Origin of the sequence: Mesorhizobium escarrei, assembly GCF_935825525.1 — a bacterium.
Classification (GTDB): Bacteria; Pseudomonadota; Alphaproteobacteria; order Rhizobiales; family Rhizobiaceae; genus Mesorhizobium; species Mesorhizobium escarrei.
This window is the reverse complement of the sequence record NZ_CAKXZT010000001.1, coordinates 46049-60025: the sequence shown is the minus strand read 5'-3', so window position 1 is coordinate 60025 and position 13977 is coordinate 46049. Positions and strand designations below refer to the sequence as shown.

Below are 13977 nucleotides of genomic sequence, written 5' to 3'. Positions count from 1 at the left end.
GATCAGGCGGCCATCAGCTTTTTCACCGCCTTCATGTCCTGCAGGAACCGCTCGCGTTCGGCCTGTTTGTTCGCCGGCTCGCGAATACGCAGGATAAAGGACGGGTGGATGGTGACGAACACAGGCAAGCCATCATCCCGCTGCACGACCGTGCCGCGCATCTTCATGATCGGCACGACCTTGCCGAGCAGCGACTGCGCCGCCGTTGCGCCGAGCGCCACCGCCAGATTCGGCTTGATCAGATCGAGCTCCTTGTCGAGCCACCAGCGGCAGGCCTGCACCTCGCCGGCATTCGGCTTCGAGTGGATGCGCCGCTTGCCACGCGGCTCGAATTTGAAATGCTTGACCGCATTGGTGACATAGACTTTCAGCCGGTCCACGCCGGCATCGTCCAGGATGGCGTCGAAGACCTTTCCCGCCGGGCCGACGAAAGGTTTGCCGGCCAGATCCTCCTGGTCGCCGGGCTGTTCACCGACGAAGATCACCTTGGCCCTGTCAGGCCCCTCGCCGAACACGGTCTGCGTTGCGTTGCGCCACAGCGGGCAGCGGCGGCAGGCCTTAGCCACTTCGCTGAGTTCGGGAATGGTGCTTGCGCCATCGTCTTCCGCCGTCTCCGGCAATTCATCCTTGCGCCAGCGTCTTGCCTGCACCTTGGCGTGGTGTGGCGTGGGAGTTGTCTGCATCCTGGCGATCATGGCTGATGCGGCCTCGCCCGCTGCTGCGATCAGATGCGGAATGAGCGAAGCCCCGGAAAGGTTCCTTCAAATAGCCGAGTCCCGGCTTTCGCCGGGCGAACGACCGGCGATGCGATGCCTCACACCTCGTGCAGGTAGAGATGATAATCCAGTTCGCTGACCGTGCGCGCCACCCGCAGATATTCGGATTGCTTGATCGCCACGAAGGTCCGGTGCAGGTCTTCCCCCAGGGCCCCTTTGAGGAATGTCGAGGCTCTTGCCGCCTCGATCGCGGCGCGCCAGTCCACCGGCATGGTGGTGCGCGTGATTGCGGATTCATAGCCATTGCCGGTGGTTTCGGGGCCTGGATCGAGGCCCTCATCGAGACCTTTGACGATGCCGGCCAGCACGGTTGCCGCCACCAGATAGGGATTGGCGTCGACGCCCGACGGCCGGTGCTCGATGCGCCGGTTTTTTGCATCACCCGCCGGCACGCGCAGCGCCACCGAGCGGTTGTTGACGCCCCAGGTCGGCGCCACCGGCGCATAGGATTGCGAAACAAAACGCCGCCATGAGTTGGCGTGCGGTGCAAACACCAGCATCGATTCCGCCATGGTCTGGATGAGGCCGCCCAGTCCGCGCAGCAGCGGCAAGGACCAGGTCTCGCCGCTGGCTTCGGCAAAGACGTTGTTGCCGGCCTTGTCCTGCAGCGAAACATGGAAATGCATGCCGGAGCCGGCATATTTCTCGATCGGCTTGGCCATGAAGCAGGCAGTGACGCCGTGGCGGCGCGCCTGTGCCCGCACCAGCCGCTTCAGCATGACGAGATCGTCGGCCGCCCGCATCACGTCCTTGCGATAGTTCAGCGTCAGTTCGTACTGGCCGGGCGCATATTCGGAAATGACCGTCTCGGCCGGGATGCCTTGCACCCTGGCCGCGGCATAGATGTCGGAAAACAGCGGCTCCATGCCGTGCAGATGGTCGACGGAATAGACCTCTGTCTTGGCCGAGCGGCGGCCGTCGAGCACCGCGTGCGCCGGCTGCACCTTACCGTCGGCGTCGCGCTCGTTGGCGAGCAGGAAGAATTCGAGTTCGAAGGCGCCGGCCGGATGCAGACCCTTGGCCGCCAGTATCTCCACCTGCCGGCCCATCGCCAGGCGCGGGTCGGAGGACATGGGCTGACCATCGAGATGGTACATCGCCATCAGCACCTGGCCGCGCGGCGGCTGTGTGCCGAACAGCGGCACCAGCGTGCCGGGGATCGGCCATGCCCGCAGGTCGCCGTCGCCCGTCGTCCAGATCAGTCCGGTCTCGTGCACGTCCTCGCCGGTGATGTCGAGGCCGAGGATCGAGATCGGCATATGCCTGCCGCCCTCGAAGATGCTCATCAACTCGTGCCGGCGCACGATCTTGCCACGCCCGACGCCATTGGCGTCGGTCAGCACGATGTCGAACGCTTCGATCTCGGGATGGGCGTCGAGAAAGGTTTGCGCCTCGGCGGGCGTCGAGCCCGAAGCGGAGGCGATGATGGCGTTCAAAGTTTGCTTGTGCGCTTCTCTCATGTGCAAGCTTGTCTCATGCCGCGAGCCTTGCCGCAACCGCGCCGAAGGCGGGGATCAGGCGGTTCACCTGGGCAGCGCTGGTCGCCGGCGAGATCAGCATCATGTTATGAAACGGCGCGATCAGCACGCCGCGATTGACCAGCGCGACATGGATCGCCGCTTCGAGCTCAGGCGCGTGCGCTGTTTCCGCCTCGCCGCCATTCCTCAGCGGGCCGGGCGCGCAGATGAACTCGACGCGGGCTCCGACCCGGGCAACATGCCAAGGCAGGCGGTAACGGTCGATGACGGCGGTCAGCCCGGCGTCGAGCCGCCGCGCCAGATGGTCCATATGGCTATAATTCTCGTCGGTCATCACCTCTTCGAGCGTGGCGCGCATCGCCGCGAACTGCAGCGGATTGGCTGAGAGCGTCGTGCCCATGCCGGAATAGCCTGGTTCCTTGGTCCTGACATAGTCGGCATAGCGGGCGGCGACGTCTTCGCTCATCCCCCACACGCTGGCCGGCACACCGCCAGCGATCGGCTTGCCGAGCACGAACAGGTCCGGCTCCAAGCCGTGTTTCCTAGTGTAGCCGCCGGGACCGGTCGAGATCGTGTGCGTCTCGTCGATCAGCAGCAGGGTGCCGGCCGCGCGGGTAAGACGCCGCAGCGCCTCGTGGAAGCCAGGGTCGGGCAGCACCATGCAGGAATTGGTCAGCACCGGCTCGGTGACGACACAGGCGATTTGCTGATCCCGGAGTGCTGTCTCAAGCGCCGGCACATCGTTGAACTCGACGACATCGGTCGCCCGGGTCAGGTCGCGGAATTCGCCGGCCAGTCCTGGCCGGTTGGCCGGTCTGCCATCGACCAGCCGCACCATCGTCTCGTCGACCGAGCCGTGATAGCAGCCGTTGAAGACCAGGATCTTTTCCCGGCCGGTGATGGCGCGGGCGACGCGCAGCGCAAAGCGGTTGGCATCGGTCGCCGTCGTCGCGATCTGCCAGAACGGCAGGCCGAAGCGCTGTTGCAGCAGCGGGCCGATGGCGAGTGCATCTTGCGAAGGCAGCATGTAGGTCAGGCCGCGTCCGGCCTGCCTACGGATGGCGTGGGCGACCGGCGGCGGCGAGTGGCCGAACATCGAGCCGGTGTCGCCGAGACAGAAATCGTCGAGCCGATTGCCGTCGATGTCAGTGATAGTGGCGCCTCTGGCGCTGTCGACCAGGATCGGGAACGGCGTCGGCCAGTCGTTCATCCAGTGCATCGGCACGCCGCCGAAGAAGCCCGGCAGGCCATTGCCGCCCTTTGCTGCCGATTTCGGCCGCGCCTTGCGGAAGACTTCGGCCTCGGTCTCGCGGAGATCGGCGATCCGGGCAGTGCTGATGCCACCTATGGCCGTCGTTGAATGGTCGATTGCATGCATGAATGGCCCCTCTCATGCGTTACTCGAATAGGAGAATAGGGGAATAGGTGCCTTACTGCCTTACTGCCCTACTCCCGTACTCCCCTAGGCCGAAATATCAATGACGCCGCAGTCGCCGGCGGCGCTGCCGAAGGCGACGCGGCGTTCCTGCTTGTCCCACATCATCGAGGTGATGGCGCCCTTGCCCGGTCGGCGCAGAAGCACCTCCTTGGCGTCGGCGAAACGCACCGCCATCACCATGCCGTCGTCATAGCCGACGGCGACGACATCCTGGCTCGGGTGGCAGGCGACCGAGGTCACCATGGCGTTGCCGCGCGTGCCGAGTTCCAGCGGCGCCTTGCCCATCGGCCCGTCCTTGCCCGAAAACGGCCAGACGATCGCCGCCGGCGCTCCGGAACTGGCCAGCCATTTTCCCTTGGGCGCCCACGACAGGCTTTTGACTTTGCCGGGATAGCCGCTCATGCGCATGTGCTTACCGTCGGCGAGCTTCCAGCCATGCAGGGCGTTCTCCTGCATGGTGGTGACGAGGAAGGCGCCATCCGGCGAGAAGGTGATGCCGGTGTGGGCGCCGGCCCATTCCAGCTCGACTGGCTTGCCGTCGGTCGCCGGGAAATGCAGCGTCGCGCCATTGTAGCGGGCGACGCCGAAGCGCATGCCCTTGGGCGAGAACGCCAGCCCCTCGACCGAACGCGGATGCGAGAATTCCCTGGTCTTGCCGTCGGCAAAGCGCACAAAGGCGATCCTGCCCGAGGCATAGGCGACAGCGCCTTGTGGTCCGGCGGCGACGCTGGTGATCCATTTCTTCCCGGCGCTTGCCAATTCTGCCGCATTGCCGCCGGCGGTAACGGAAAAAATCTTGCCGTCCTCGCCGCCGGTGATCAGCCGGTCGTCCGCCGCATCGTGGAAGGCGGCGAGAAGCCCGTCATTGGCCTGCGCCGTCTTGTGGCCATGGTCCAGCCGATGGATTGTGCCGTCGGCCAGCGCGAAATGCGGCACGTCGCCAAGGAAGACGGCGGCGACGCAATGGCCATCGAGATCAAGCGGGGCGACTGTGGGCATGGGAGATTCCATTCGAGATTGGTGTGGTCGCGCTGCCGTTGCGGAGGAATCGTTAGCGCGGCTAGGTGCGACGCGGCCTTCTCCCCTTGTAGGAGAAGGTGGATTGGCGGGTAGCGCCAAGACGGTTGAGGGGTGTTGGACGAAGCGCGGTTGGCGCCAAGCTGGAACACCCCTCATCCGACCGAGCTTCGCTCGGCCACCTTCTCCCACAAAGGGAAGAAGGAAGGAAGGTGCAGCGCTAGCGTTATAAGGCCTGAAAATCAAGCGGCCTGGCAGGCGTCAAAACTCTTCTTCAGCCGCTCGGCGTCGAGCTCGCGACCGATGAACACCAGCCGGCTCTCGTGCTTCTCGCCGTCCTTCCAGGCGCGCTGGTGGTCGCCCTCGATGATCATGTGCACGCCCTGGATGACGTAGCGCTCGTCATCGCCCTTGAGCGCAATGATGCCCTTCAGCCGCAGGATGTTCGGGCCTTCCATCTGGGTGATCTTCTCGATCCACGGGAAGAATTTCTTCGGGTCCATCTCGCCGCCGCGCAGCGACACCGACTGCACCGTCACGTCATGAATATCGGACGGGTGCGCGTGATGATGGTGGTCATGCCCGTCATGGTCGTGCCCGTCATGGTCATGATGGTCGTGGTCATGATGATCGTGGTCGTCTTGCGCCTCGAGGAAATGCGGGTCGTTCTCCAGCGCCCGCGAAAGATCGAAGGCGCCGCGGTCGAGCACCTCCGACAGCGCCAGGCCGGCGCGGGTGGTGCGATGTATCCTGGCCGCCGGGTTGATCGCGCGGATCGTCGCCTCGACCTTGCTCAGTTCCTCCGGCGTGACGAGATCGGTCTTGTTGAGCACGACGACGTCGGCAAAGGCGATCTGGTCCTCGGCTTCGCGGGAATCCTTCAGCCGCAACGGCAGGTGCTTGGCGTCGACCAGCGCCACCACCGCGTCGAGCCTGGTCTTGGAGCGCACGTCGTCGTCCATGAAGAAGGTCTGCGCCACCGGCACCGGATCGGCGAGGCCGGTCGTCTCGATCACGATGGCGTCGAAGCGGCCTGGCCGGCGCATCAAGCCCTCGACGACGCGGATCAGGTCGCCGCGCACCGTGCAGCAGACGCAACCATTGTTCATCTCGTAGATTTCCTCGTCGGATTCCACGATCAGCTCGTTGTCGATGCCGATCTCGCCGAACTCATTGACGATGACGGCGTAGCGCTTGCCGTGGTTTTCCGAGAGGATGCGGTTTAGCAGCGTCGTCTTGCCGGCGCCAAGATAGCCGGTGAGAACGGTTACGGGGATCTGCGTCGTTTGTGCATCGCTCATGTTGGGCCTCGAAAAGGATTGTTGGCTCCATATAGGATGCGCGTCGTGCTTTTGCACGTGGCAACCGATGGGCCAAACAGGTCGCCAACATTGCCGGACTTTCCCACATTGCCGGATTTTCATTGGCGTGGGCTGGTCTCACTGCCTAGATAAGACCAAGGCAGCTTGATCGAAAGAAACCGAAAAGATGCGCCGGATGTCCGACAAATCGTTCCCGTTGAGCCGGCGCCAGGCGCTCGGCCTCATTGCCATCAGTGCGGGCGGCGGCGTCTTTCTGCCGGACAGCGCGCTGGCTCAGCAGGCCTCGCCCTATGCCGGGCTTGCCCTGTTCGATAGCGGCGCTGGCGTCTGCGCGATCACACCGGAAGCGACCGAAGGCCCGTTCTATTTCGACCCGAAGCTCGAACGCGCCGATATCACCGAAGGCAAAGCGGGCATTGCCCTCAATGTGCGGCTGCAGGTCGTCGATGCAGGCTGCCGGCCGCTTGCCGGCGCGCGGGTCGATATCTGGCATTGCGACGCCCAAGGCCATTATTCAGGCTATCCCCGACAAGGCGACGGCCAGGATGTCGATACGTCAGGCCAGAGTTTTCTGCGCGGTTGGCAGAAGGCGGATGACAGCGGCATCGTCTCGTTCGCCACCATCTATCCCGGATGGTATCGCGGCCGCACCACCCATATCCACTTCAAGGTCTTCCCGAACGACAATTCGGTGATGACCGGCCAGCTGTTTTTCCCCGATGGCCTGAGCGAGCAGATATTCACCACTGTCGCGCCCTACACCGACCGGTCCGGCAAGCGGGATACGCTGAATGCCAGGGACGGTATCGCGCGGCGCGCCGGGCCGCTGTCGCAGGCGGCGCTGCGCGAGGTGGCGGACGCCTACCAGGCCTTGATGATCGTCGCGGTGAGGGCTGATTGAGTCCCGTATCGGGTGTGCGGCGCTCCTGCCGAACGCGTCCACCTGCGCCGAAAAGTCGTTTGTCATCTAACTGAAATAATCATCTGGCATTAGCCACGGCGGACACCGCATTGCTTGCCGGCAAAGCTGTTTTGCAAAGCCGGATCTTTTTGATCGTCCATTGCCAACCGGGCGGCTGCCTCTATGCTGCCCGCACCGGTTCGGCCGAAGAGGGATAGCCATGGCTAAGGCGGACAAGACTGCGACAATGAGCCGGCTGCATTCGGCGGCGCGGCTGGCGCGTACGGCACTCGCCGCGCGGCTTTTGGCGCACGGCTTCTATGCCGGCCAGGACCAGATCATGCTGGCGCTCGACCGTGAGGACGGGCAGACGCCCGGCAATCTTGCCGGTCGCCTCGGTGTGCGCCCGCCGACCATCACCAAGACCATCAACCGGCTGCAGGCGCAGGGTTTTCTGGAAAAACGCGCCTCTTCCGCCGATGCCCGCCAGGCCCATATCTTTCTGACCGACACTGGCCGCGAAATCATTCATGCCATCGAGAGATCGGTGAAGAAGACCGAGAAGCAGGCGCTGAAGGGGCTCGATAAAAAGGACCAAAAAGCGCTGTTCAAGCTGCTCGCCCGCGTTGAGGCGAACCTCTCGAACGGAGAGATGGTTCTCGTCGATGATGAGATCGACGCCGACGAATGATCCGCGGCTGACGCCATCAGGCAGCGGCTGCTGACGATCTATGGATCAATTCCGACCAGCGGCCCGGCGTGACGCCGAACGCCCTCTTGAAGTGCCTGCTGAAATGACTTTGGTCGTTGAAACCGGCCGCTATTGCGATCTGTGCCAATGGCTCGCTTGCCTCGATCATGCGGCGTGCTCGTTGAAGCCGGCGCATCAGGAGAAAGCGGTGCGGACTGGTGGAGAAAGCGGCACGGAAATGCCGCGATAGAGCGTAGCGATCCAGCCCGGTGATTGCCTCCAGTTCCTCCGAACGGACGGTACGGAAAACATTTTCTTGCAGATAGTCGCGTGCCAGGCTGGCAGCCCGCCACGCTGTCCTTGGGATCGGTTTCGCCGGCAGGCCTGAGTGACGTGCCAGGCTTTGCATCAATTGCGCAACGAAGTCGGCGACAAACAGATCGTCCAGCTTCTGGTCCAACGGCCCAGCGCCGAAAGCAGCCGCGTGCGGAAAACCGGATCCGTCACCACGGCATTCCTGACGAAAGGCAGCGACGCGCCTATCTGACCGAGGCAGTCCAGCACGATGGACGGCTCCAGATAAAGCATCCTGTAACGCAAACCGTCTTCAGTGCCGGCGCCGCCATCGTGCAATTCGTCGGGATGGAGCACGATAATCTGGCCGGGCAGGCTGTGATGCGTCGCGCCGCGATAACGGAAGGTCTGGACGCCATGCAGCGTCACGCCGATGGCGTAGGTATCGTGACGATGGAGATCGAAGGCGCTGCCGTGGAACCGGGCCTCGATACGCTCCATTCCGACGCAATCGGGCGCCGAGATGACGCAGTTCTCAGCCGCGTCAATGCACAAACGTCCAAGACCCTGAAAGGCCTCGCCATCTAAACCGTGTGACATCGCTTCATTCACAAACCCCGAATGGCAAATGTCTCATGTTCGACACGAAATTTGCAATCGTGCTGCAGGACGACCTTCCCGTCTGGCAAAAGCTCAACGTCACCGCGTTCCTGACCAGCGGCATCGTCGCGCAGTATAGCGACATAATCGGCGAACCCTATCGCGACCGCGCCGGCAATATCTACAATCCGCTCTCGATCCAGCCGATCATCGTGCTTTCGGCCGATCGCTCGACGCTCAGTGCGATCCACCGGCGGGCGCTGGAGCGCGGTGTGACGACCTCGCTCTACGTCGACGAAATGTTTTCGACCGGCCACGATGCGGCGAACCGCGCCGTCTTTGCCGAATTCGCACCCGACGACGCGAAGGTCGTCGGCATCGCGCTGCGCGCCGAAAAGAAGCTTGTCGACAAGATCACCAAGGGTGCCCGTATGCATCCCTGATGCATATCGACCCTGATTCATCCTGTTGATGCTTGGTGTGCTCGGCGCTGCCGTCATCGTCGCCGGCGGCTTTGTATCGTTCATCGCGAGCACCGGCTTCGCGAGCGCAACCGTGCTGCCCTCGACGTCGAGGTGGATGCGCTGGCAAAAAAACTTTGATTTGTTTCGGAAGGGTGGCATAAGGCCGCGTTTAAACTGTTTAGACCATGATCCCGAAAACTGCATCCGGTTTTGCGCTGGAGATCATGGATCAGCTCTAGATCGTCGGGGGAGCGCAAGGCGCTGGCACAGAAGATCAAGCTTTCGACGATCGCGGATGCGCTCGGTGTGTCCACGGCTACGGTCTCGCTGGCCCTGCGCGACAGCCCACTTGTTGCTGGAATCACCCGCGACCGCATCAAGGAACATGCCCGCGCCATCGGCTATATCTACAATCGCCGCGCCGCCAGCCTGCGCACCTCGCGTTCGGGCATCGTCGGCGTCGTCGTCCACGACATCATGAATCCCTTCTTCGCCGAGATCCTGCGCTCGATTGAAAGCGAGCTCGACCGCAGCCGGCAGACCTTCATCCTGTCGAACCATTACGACCAGCTCGAAAAGCAGCGCACCTTCATAGATACGCTTCTGCAGCTTGGCGCCGACGGCGTCATCATGTCGCCGGCCATCGGCACGCCGCCCGAAGACATCTTCATGGCCGAGGAAAACGGCCTGCCGGCGGTGCTGATCGCACGCACCGTCGAAGGCGCTGACGTGCCGGTGTTTCGCGGCGACGATGCCTATGGCACCGGGCTAGCCACCAACCATCTGATCTCGCTCGGCCATAAGCGCATTGCCATGATCGGCGGCACCGACCAGACCTCGACCGGCCGCGACCGCTACCAGGGCTATCTCAACGCCATGGAGGCGGCAGGGCTGGAGGTCAGGCCGTCCTGGCGCATCCCCGGCCCGCGCACCAAACAGGCTGGCTTCGAGGCCGCCGGCCAGTTCCTGGCGCTGAAGGACAAGCCGACTGCGGCCTGCTGCTGGAACGACCTCGTCGCCATCGGCCTGATGAACGGCATTGCACGCGCCGGGCTGGTGCCGGGCATTGACATATCCGTGACCGGCTATGACGATCTCGAGGAAGCGGCGATCGCGACGCCGGCGCTGACCACCGTGTGGAATGGCCAGCGTGAAGTCGGCCGCCGCGCCGCCAGCGCGCTGCTCGACAAGCTCAATGGGCAGATGGTGCGGCCGTCGCAGGAACTGATCAAGCCGGAACTGCATGTGCGCCAGTCAACCGGCAAACCAGTGGAACGTGCATGACAAAAGCCGAACAGCAGCAAGCAGTCGCCATTCTGGTGCCGGGCCAGTTCAACGACCACGCGGTCGGCCGCATCGACCGGACGTTCAGCCGCGTCTGGATCGAACGGCCTGATGCGTCGCTGGTCACCGACGAGATGCGCCGGGCGGTGCGCGGCATTGCCGCCTTTGGCGGGATCAACGCAGCCCTCATTGACGCGCTGCCGAATCTCGAGGTCATCGCCAATTTCGGCGTCGGCTATGATTCGGTCGATGCCGGCCACGCAGCACGGCGCGGCGTCATGGTCACCAACACGCCGGATGTGCTGACCGAGGAGGTCGCCGATACGGCGATCGGGCTTTTGATCAACACCGTCCGCGAGTTGCCGCGCGCCGAGACCTGGCTGCGCGACGGCAGTTGGGCACGCAACGGCAACTATCCGCTAAGCCGGCTGACCTTGCGCGGCCGTCGTGTCGGTATTTTCGGCATGGGCCGCATCGGCCTTGCCATTGCGCGCCGGCTGGAAGCCTTCGGGCTGCCGATCGCCTATCACAACCGGCGCCAGGTCGAAGGCCTGCCCTACGAATACCACGGTACGCTGAAAGGCCTTGCCGAGGCGGTCGATACGCTGATCTCGGTGGCGCCCGGCGGCGCCTCGACGGAAAGGGCGGTCAACGCCGAGATCCTGTCGGCGCTCGGCCCGAATGGCGTCTTCGTCAACATCGGTCGCGGCAGTACAGTGGACGAGGCAGCTCTTGCCGCGGCGCTTGCCGGCGGCACCATCGCCGCTGCCGGGCTCGACGTCTTCGCCGACGAGCCGAACGTGCCGCCGGCGCTGCTCGCCGCCCCCAACACCTCACTTTTGCCGCATGTCGGCTCGGCTTCGGAACATACCCGCCGCGCCATGGCCGATCTGTGCGTCGACAATCTGATTTCCTGGTTTTCGGAACGGAGGGCGCTGACGCCGGTGCCGGAAACGGAAAAAGTCAAGGCGCGCAGCTGAGCGGCACGCTTTCCAATTTGTTAACGACTAACGACGGCTTAACGCTTTGAGTTCATTCTTCATCGCCAAGCATGCGGAGAACGCAGATGAAAGCACTTGCTGCATTGATAGCAGTGGCCGCGCTGTTCGGCAGCGTTCAGCTGTTTTATAGCGGCGGAGGCGAAGGCCGCACAGCCGATGAGTCAGCGCAGTCGCCCGGCGACTACAAGCTGGTGGCCAATGGCGACGAAGCGTCCTGCGCGGTCAAGCGCGGCACTGAGGTTGCGCATGGCCTGTCGCTGTTGACGGTCACTGCGAATTGCCGCCGGGTCTTGCCCGGCATCGAGCGCGCGAAATTCTGGCGTGAGCAGGATGACGGAACGGTCACCTTCAGCGCGAACGGCATCGACCCGATTGTCACTTTCGGCGTCGCCGACGGCCACGGTTATGAATCCTACGCACCAGCCCTGCCGCTGCTGTCGCTGGCGGCCAGCAGCGATTGACGTTGACGTCCGACGGCTGAACTATTCCGCGGCGGCCCGCGCGCCGGATTTCGCCGCGGCGTGCAGGCGCACCGCGTCGCCGAAGGCGCGGAATATCCTTGCTGAGACGCTGTCCGACTTGACCCAGTATTCGGGATGCCACTGGACGCCGACGGCGAAAGCGCGGGCGTCGCGTACCGAAACCGCCTCGACCGTGCCGTCGGTGGCGAGCGCCTCTATCTGCAGCTTCGGGCCTAGTCGGTCGATGGCCTGGCGGTGCACCGAATTGACCATGATGTCGCCTGCCCCAAACACGCCGGCGAGGCAGCTTCCGGGCTTGATCGAAATGCTCTGGCGGATGGCGAAGCGTTCGTCCTGATTGTCGCTCGCCGGTGCGCGATGGTCCAGCGATCCCTCGCGCTCCTGGATTTCTGTGGCCAGTGTGCCGCCCAGCGCCACGTTCATCTCCTGGATGCCGCGGCAGATGGCGAGCAGCGGCACGCCGCGCTCCACTGCCTTGCGGATCAGCGGCAGCGTCGTGGCGTCGCGGGCCGGATCGTAGGGGCCGTTGGCCTCGCCGGCATCGCCGCCATAGAGCGAGGGATGCACATTGGACTTCGATCCGGTGATCATGACGCCGTCGACCGATGACAGGAGTTCATCGAAATCGAGCCGGTCGCCGAAGGACGGCACCAGCACCGGGAACACGCCGGCAGCCGAAAGCGCCGCCTCCAGATACTGCTGCGGAGCGGCATGCCAGGTGTAGTTGTCGAACTGGCGGACGTCGGTCGATATGGCGACTAGCGGCTGCTGCATTTTTGATCCGGGTCCATTCAGTGCAAGGATATATACTACCTTTAAAATAGGCGATCCGAAGGCGCTTTGCCATGACAAGTTCGGCATGTCGCATGGGCCACGGAAAGGGGCGTTAGACTTAAGTTGCAGGAGGTGCGTTCGCGCCGCTTATTTCGCGAAAACGCCGCCGGCAAAACCGGCTCGCATGGCTGGACTCGACTTCTTGCCCGTGTATTGTTCGCCGCGAAGCCGATCCGGGGCACAGAGCATTTCCCGAACGTCGGCCTGTTGATCCAATAGGGAGGACTTCATGGATCGTCGATCATTCATCCGCAAGGCCGGTGTGGCCGGTGTCGGCGCTGCGGCGGCTACGGCGGCGCTTGCCGCGCCGGCTATCGCCCAAACCAATCCGAAAGTGACATGGCGCCTGGCGTCGTCCTTCCCGAAATCACTCGATACGATCTATGGTGGCGCCGAGGTCTTTTCCAAGATGCTTTCGGAGGCGACCGACGGCAACTTCCAAGTTCAGGTCTTCGCTGCCGGTGAACTGGTGCCCGGCCTGCAGGTCGCGGATGCCACTACCGCCGGCACCGTCGAGGCCTGCCATACGGTGGCATATTATTATTGGGGCAAGGACCCGACATGGGCTTTGGGTGCCGCGGTTCCGTTCTCGCTCAACGCGCGCGGCATCAATGCCTGGCATTACCACGGCGGCGGCATCGACCTGTTCAACGGGTTTCTGGCCACGCAGGGCCTTTTTGGCTTGCCGGGTGGCAATACCGGCGTGCAGATGGGCGGCTGGTTCCGCAAGGAAATCAACACCGTCGCCGACCTTTCGGGCCTCAAGATGCGCATCGGTGGCTTTGCCGGCAAAGTGGTGCAAAGGCTCGGCGTCGTGCCGCAGCAGATCGCCGGCGGCGATATCTATCCAGCGCTGGAAAAAGGCACCATCGACGCCGCCGAATGGGTCGGCCCTTATGACGATGAGAAGCTCGGCTTCTACAAGGTCGCGCCCAATTATTATTATCCCGGCTGGTGGGAAGGCGGGCCGACCGTCCATCTGATGTTCAACAAGGCGAAATACGAAGAGCTTTCGCCGGCCTACAAGTCGCTGGTGCACACCGCCGCGCAGGCCGCCGACGCCAACATGCTGCAGAAATACGACCTTCTGAATCCGGCGGCCGTGAGGCGGCTGGTGTCCGGGGGCGCCAAATTGCGCCCCTTCAGCCCGGAAATCTTGGCAGCCTGCTTCGAAAAGGCAAACGAGGTCTACGCCGAGATGGAAGCTTCGAACGCGCCGTTCAAGAAGATATGGGACTCGATCAAGGCTTTCCGCAAAGAGCACTACCTCTGGGCGCAGGTGGCCGAGTACAACTACGACACCTTCATGATGGTCCAGCAGCGCACCGGCAAACTGTGACAACAGTTTCGGCGCCACGCGTTCTTCGGACGCGTGGCGCCGAAACGCTTCGATTT

At 63.4% G+C, this 13977-nt stretch carries 13 protein-coding genes and 1 pseudogene; 7 read left to right on the top strand and 7 right to left on the bottom strand.

The window, feature by feature from the left end; all coding sequences use genetic code 11:
- Window positions 1–2 precede the first annotated feature (2 nt).
- The 5 genes from NMG80_RS00285 to NMG80_RS00265 form a co-directional block, all read right to left on the bottom strand.
- On the bottom strand, window positions 3–683 hold the full coding sequence (locus NMG80_RS00285; RefSeq protein ID WP_254016271.1) for a UdgX family uracil-DNA binding protein: 681 nt from the start codon (window positions 681–683) through the stop codon (window positions 3–5).
- 131 nt (window positions 684–814) lie between these two features.
- Window positions 815–2236: a glutamine synthetase family protein gene (locus NMG80_RS00280; RefSeq protein WP_254016370.1), complete on the bottom strand. Its 1422-nt coding sequence runs from the start codon at window positions 2234–2236 to the stop codon at window positions 815–817.
- A 13-nt stretch (window positions 2237–2249) separates the two neighbouring features.
- Window positions 2250–3632, bottom strand: a complete 1383-nt coding sequence (locus NMG80_RS00275; RefSeq protein ID WP_254016270.1) for an aspartate aminotransferase family protein — start codon at window positions 3630–3632, stop codon at window positions 2250–2252.
- An 84-nt stretch (window positions 3633–3716) separates the two neighbouring features.
- The gene (locus NMG80_RS00270) at window positions 3717–4691 is read right to left on the bottom strand and encodes a WD40 repeat domain-containing protein (protein WP_254016269.1); all 975 of its coding nucleotides are present in this window, start codon (window positions 4689–4691) and stop codon (window positions 3717–3719) included.
- A 260-nt stretch (window positions 4692–4951) separates the two neighbouring features.
- Window positions 4952–6010 carry a CobW family GTP-binding protein gene (locus NMG80_RS00265; protein WP_254016268.1) on the bottom strand — a complete coding sequence of 353 codons (1059 nt, stop codon included), beginning with the start codon at window positions 6008–6010 and terminating at the stop codon, window positions 4952–4954.
- Between the two features lie 196 nt (window positions 6011–6206).
- On the opposite strand from NMG80_RS00265, the gene NMG80_RS00260 reads away from it, so the two are divergent.
- Together NMG80_RS00260 and NMG80_RS00255 are read left to right on the top strand one after the other, a co-directional pair.
- Window positions 6207–6932 carry an intradiol ring-cleavage dioxygenase gene (locus NMG80_RS00260; RefSeq protein ID WP_254016267.1) on the top strand — a complete coding sequence of 242 codons (726 nt, stop codon included), beginning with the start codon at window positions 6207–6209 and terminating at the stop codon, window positions 6930–6932.
- Window positions 6933–7152: 220 nt separating this feature from the next.
- On the top strand, window positions 7153–7623 hold the full coding sequence (locus tag NMG80_RS00255) for a MarR family winged helix-turn-helix transcriptional regulator (protein ID WP_254016266.1): 471 nt from the start codon (window positions 7153–7155) through the stop codon (window positions 7621–7623).
- Between the two features lie 16 nt (window positions 7624–7639).
- Here the strand turns inward: NMG80_RS00255 and NMG80_RS00250 are convergent.
- A pseudogene (locus NMG80_RS00250) lies at window positions 7640–8517 on the bottom strand (AraC family transcriptional regulator).
- 35 nt (window positions 8518–8552) lie between these two features.
- Here NMG80_RS00250 and NMG80_RS00245 point away from each other — a divergent pair.
- From NMG80_RS00245 to NMG80_RS00225, 4 genes are all read left to right on the top strand, one after another.
- Window positions 8553–8960, top strand: coding sequence for a DUF2000 family protein (locus NMG80_RS00245; protein WP_254016265.1), 408 nt, complete (start codon window positions 8553–8555; stop codon window positions 8958–8960).
- Window positions 8961–9242: 282 nt separating this feature from the next.
- Window positions 9243–10265, top strand: a complete 1023-nt coding sequence (locus NMG80_RS00235) for a LacI family DNA-binding transcriptional regulator (RefSeq protein WP_077375012.1) — start codon at window positions 9243–9245, stop codon at window positions 10263–10265.
- Window positions 10262–11245, top strand: coding sequence for a 2-hydroxyacid dehydrogenase (locus tag NMG80_RS00230; protein WP_254016264.1), 984 nt, complete (start codon window positions 10262–10264; stop codon window positions 11243–11245). The genes NMG80_RS00235 and NMG80_RS00230 overlap by 4 nt, the downstream gene beginning before the upstream one ends.
- Before the next feature lie 86 nt (window positions 11246–11331).
- Window positions 11332–11727: a hypothetical protein gene (locus NMG80_RS00225; RefSeq protein ID WP_254016263.1), complete on the top strand. Its 396-nt coding sequence runs from the start codon at window positions 11332–11334 to the stop codon at window positions 11725–11727.
- Between the two features lie 21 nt (window positions 11728–11748).
- On the opposite strand, the gene NMG80_RS00220 is transcribed toward NMG80_RS00225, so the two are convergent.
- Window positions 11749–12522: a gamma-glutamyl-gamma-aminobutyrate hydrolase family protein gene (locus NMG80_RS00220; RefSeq protein ID WP_254016262.1), complete on the bottom strand. Its 774-nt coding sequence runs from the start codon at window positions 12520–12522 to the stop codon at window positions 11749–11751.
- A 289-nt stretch (window positions 12523–12811) separates the two neighbouring features.
- Here NMG80_RS00220 and NMG80_RS00215 point away from each other — a divergent pair, with 289 nt between their 5' ends.
- Window positions 12812–13921, top strand: a complete 1110-nt coding sequence (locus NMG80_RS00215) for a TRAP transporter substrate-binding protein (protein WP_254016261.1) — start codon at window positions 12812–12814, stop codon at window positions 13919–13921.
- Window positions 13922–13977: the final 56 nt, after the last annotated feature.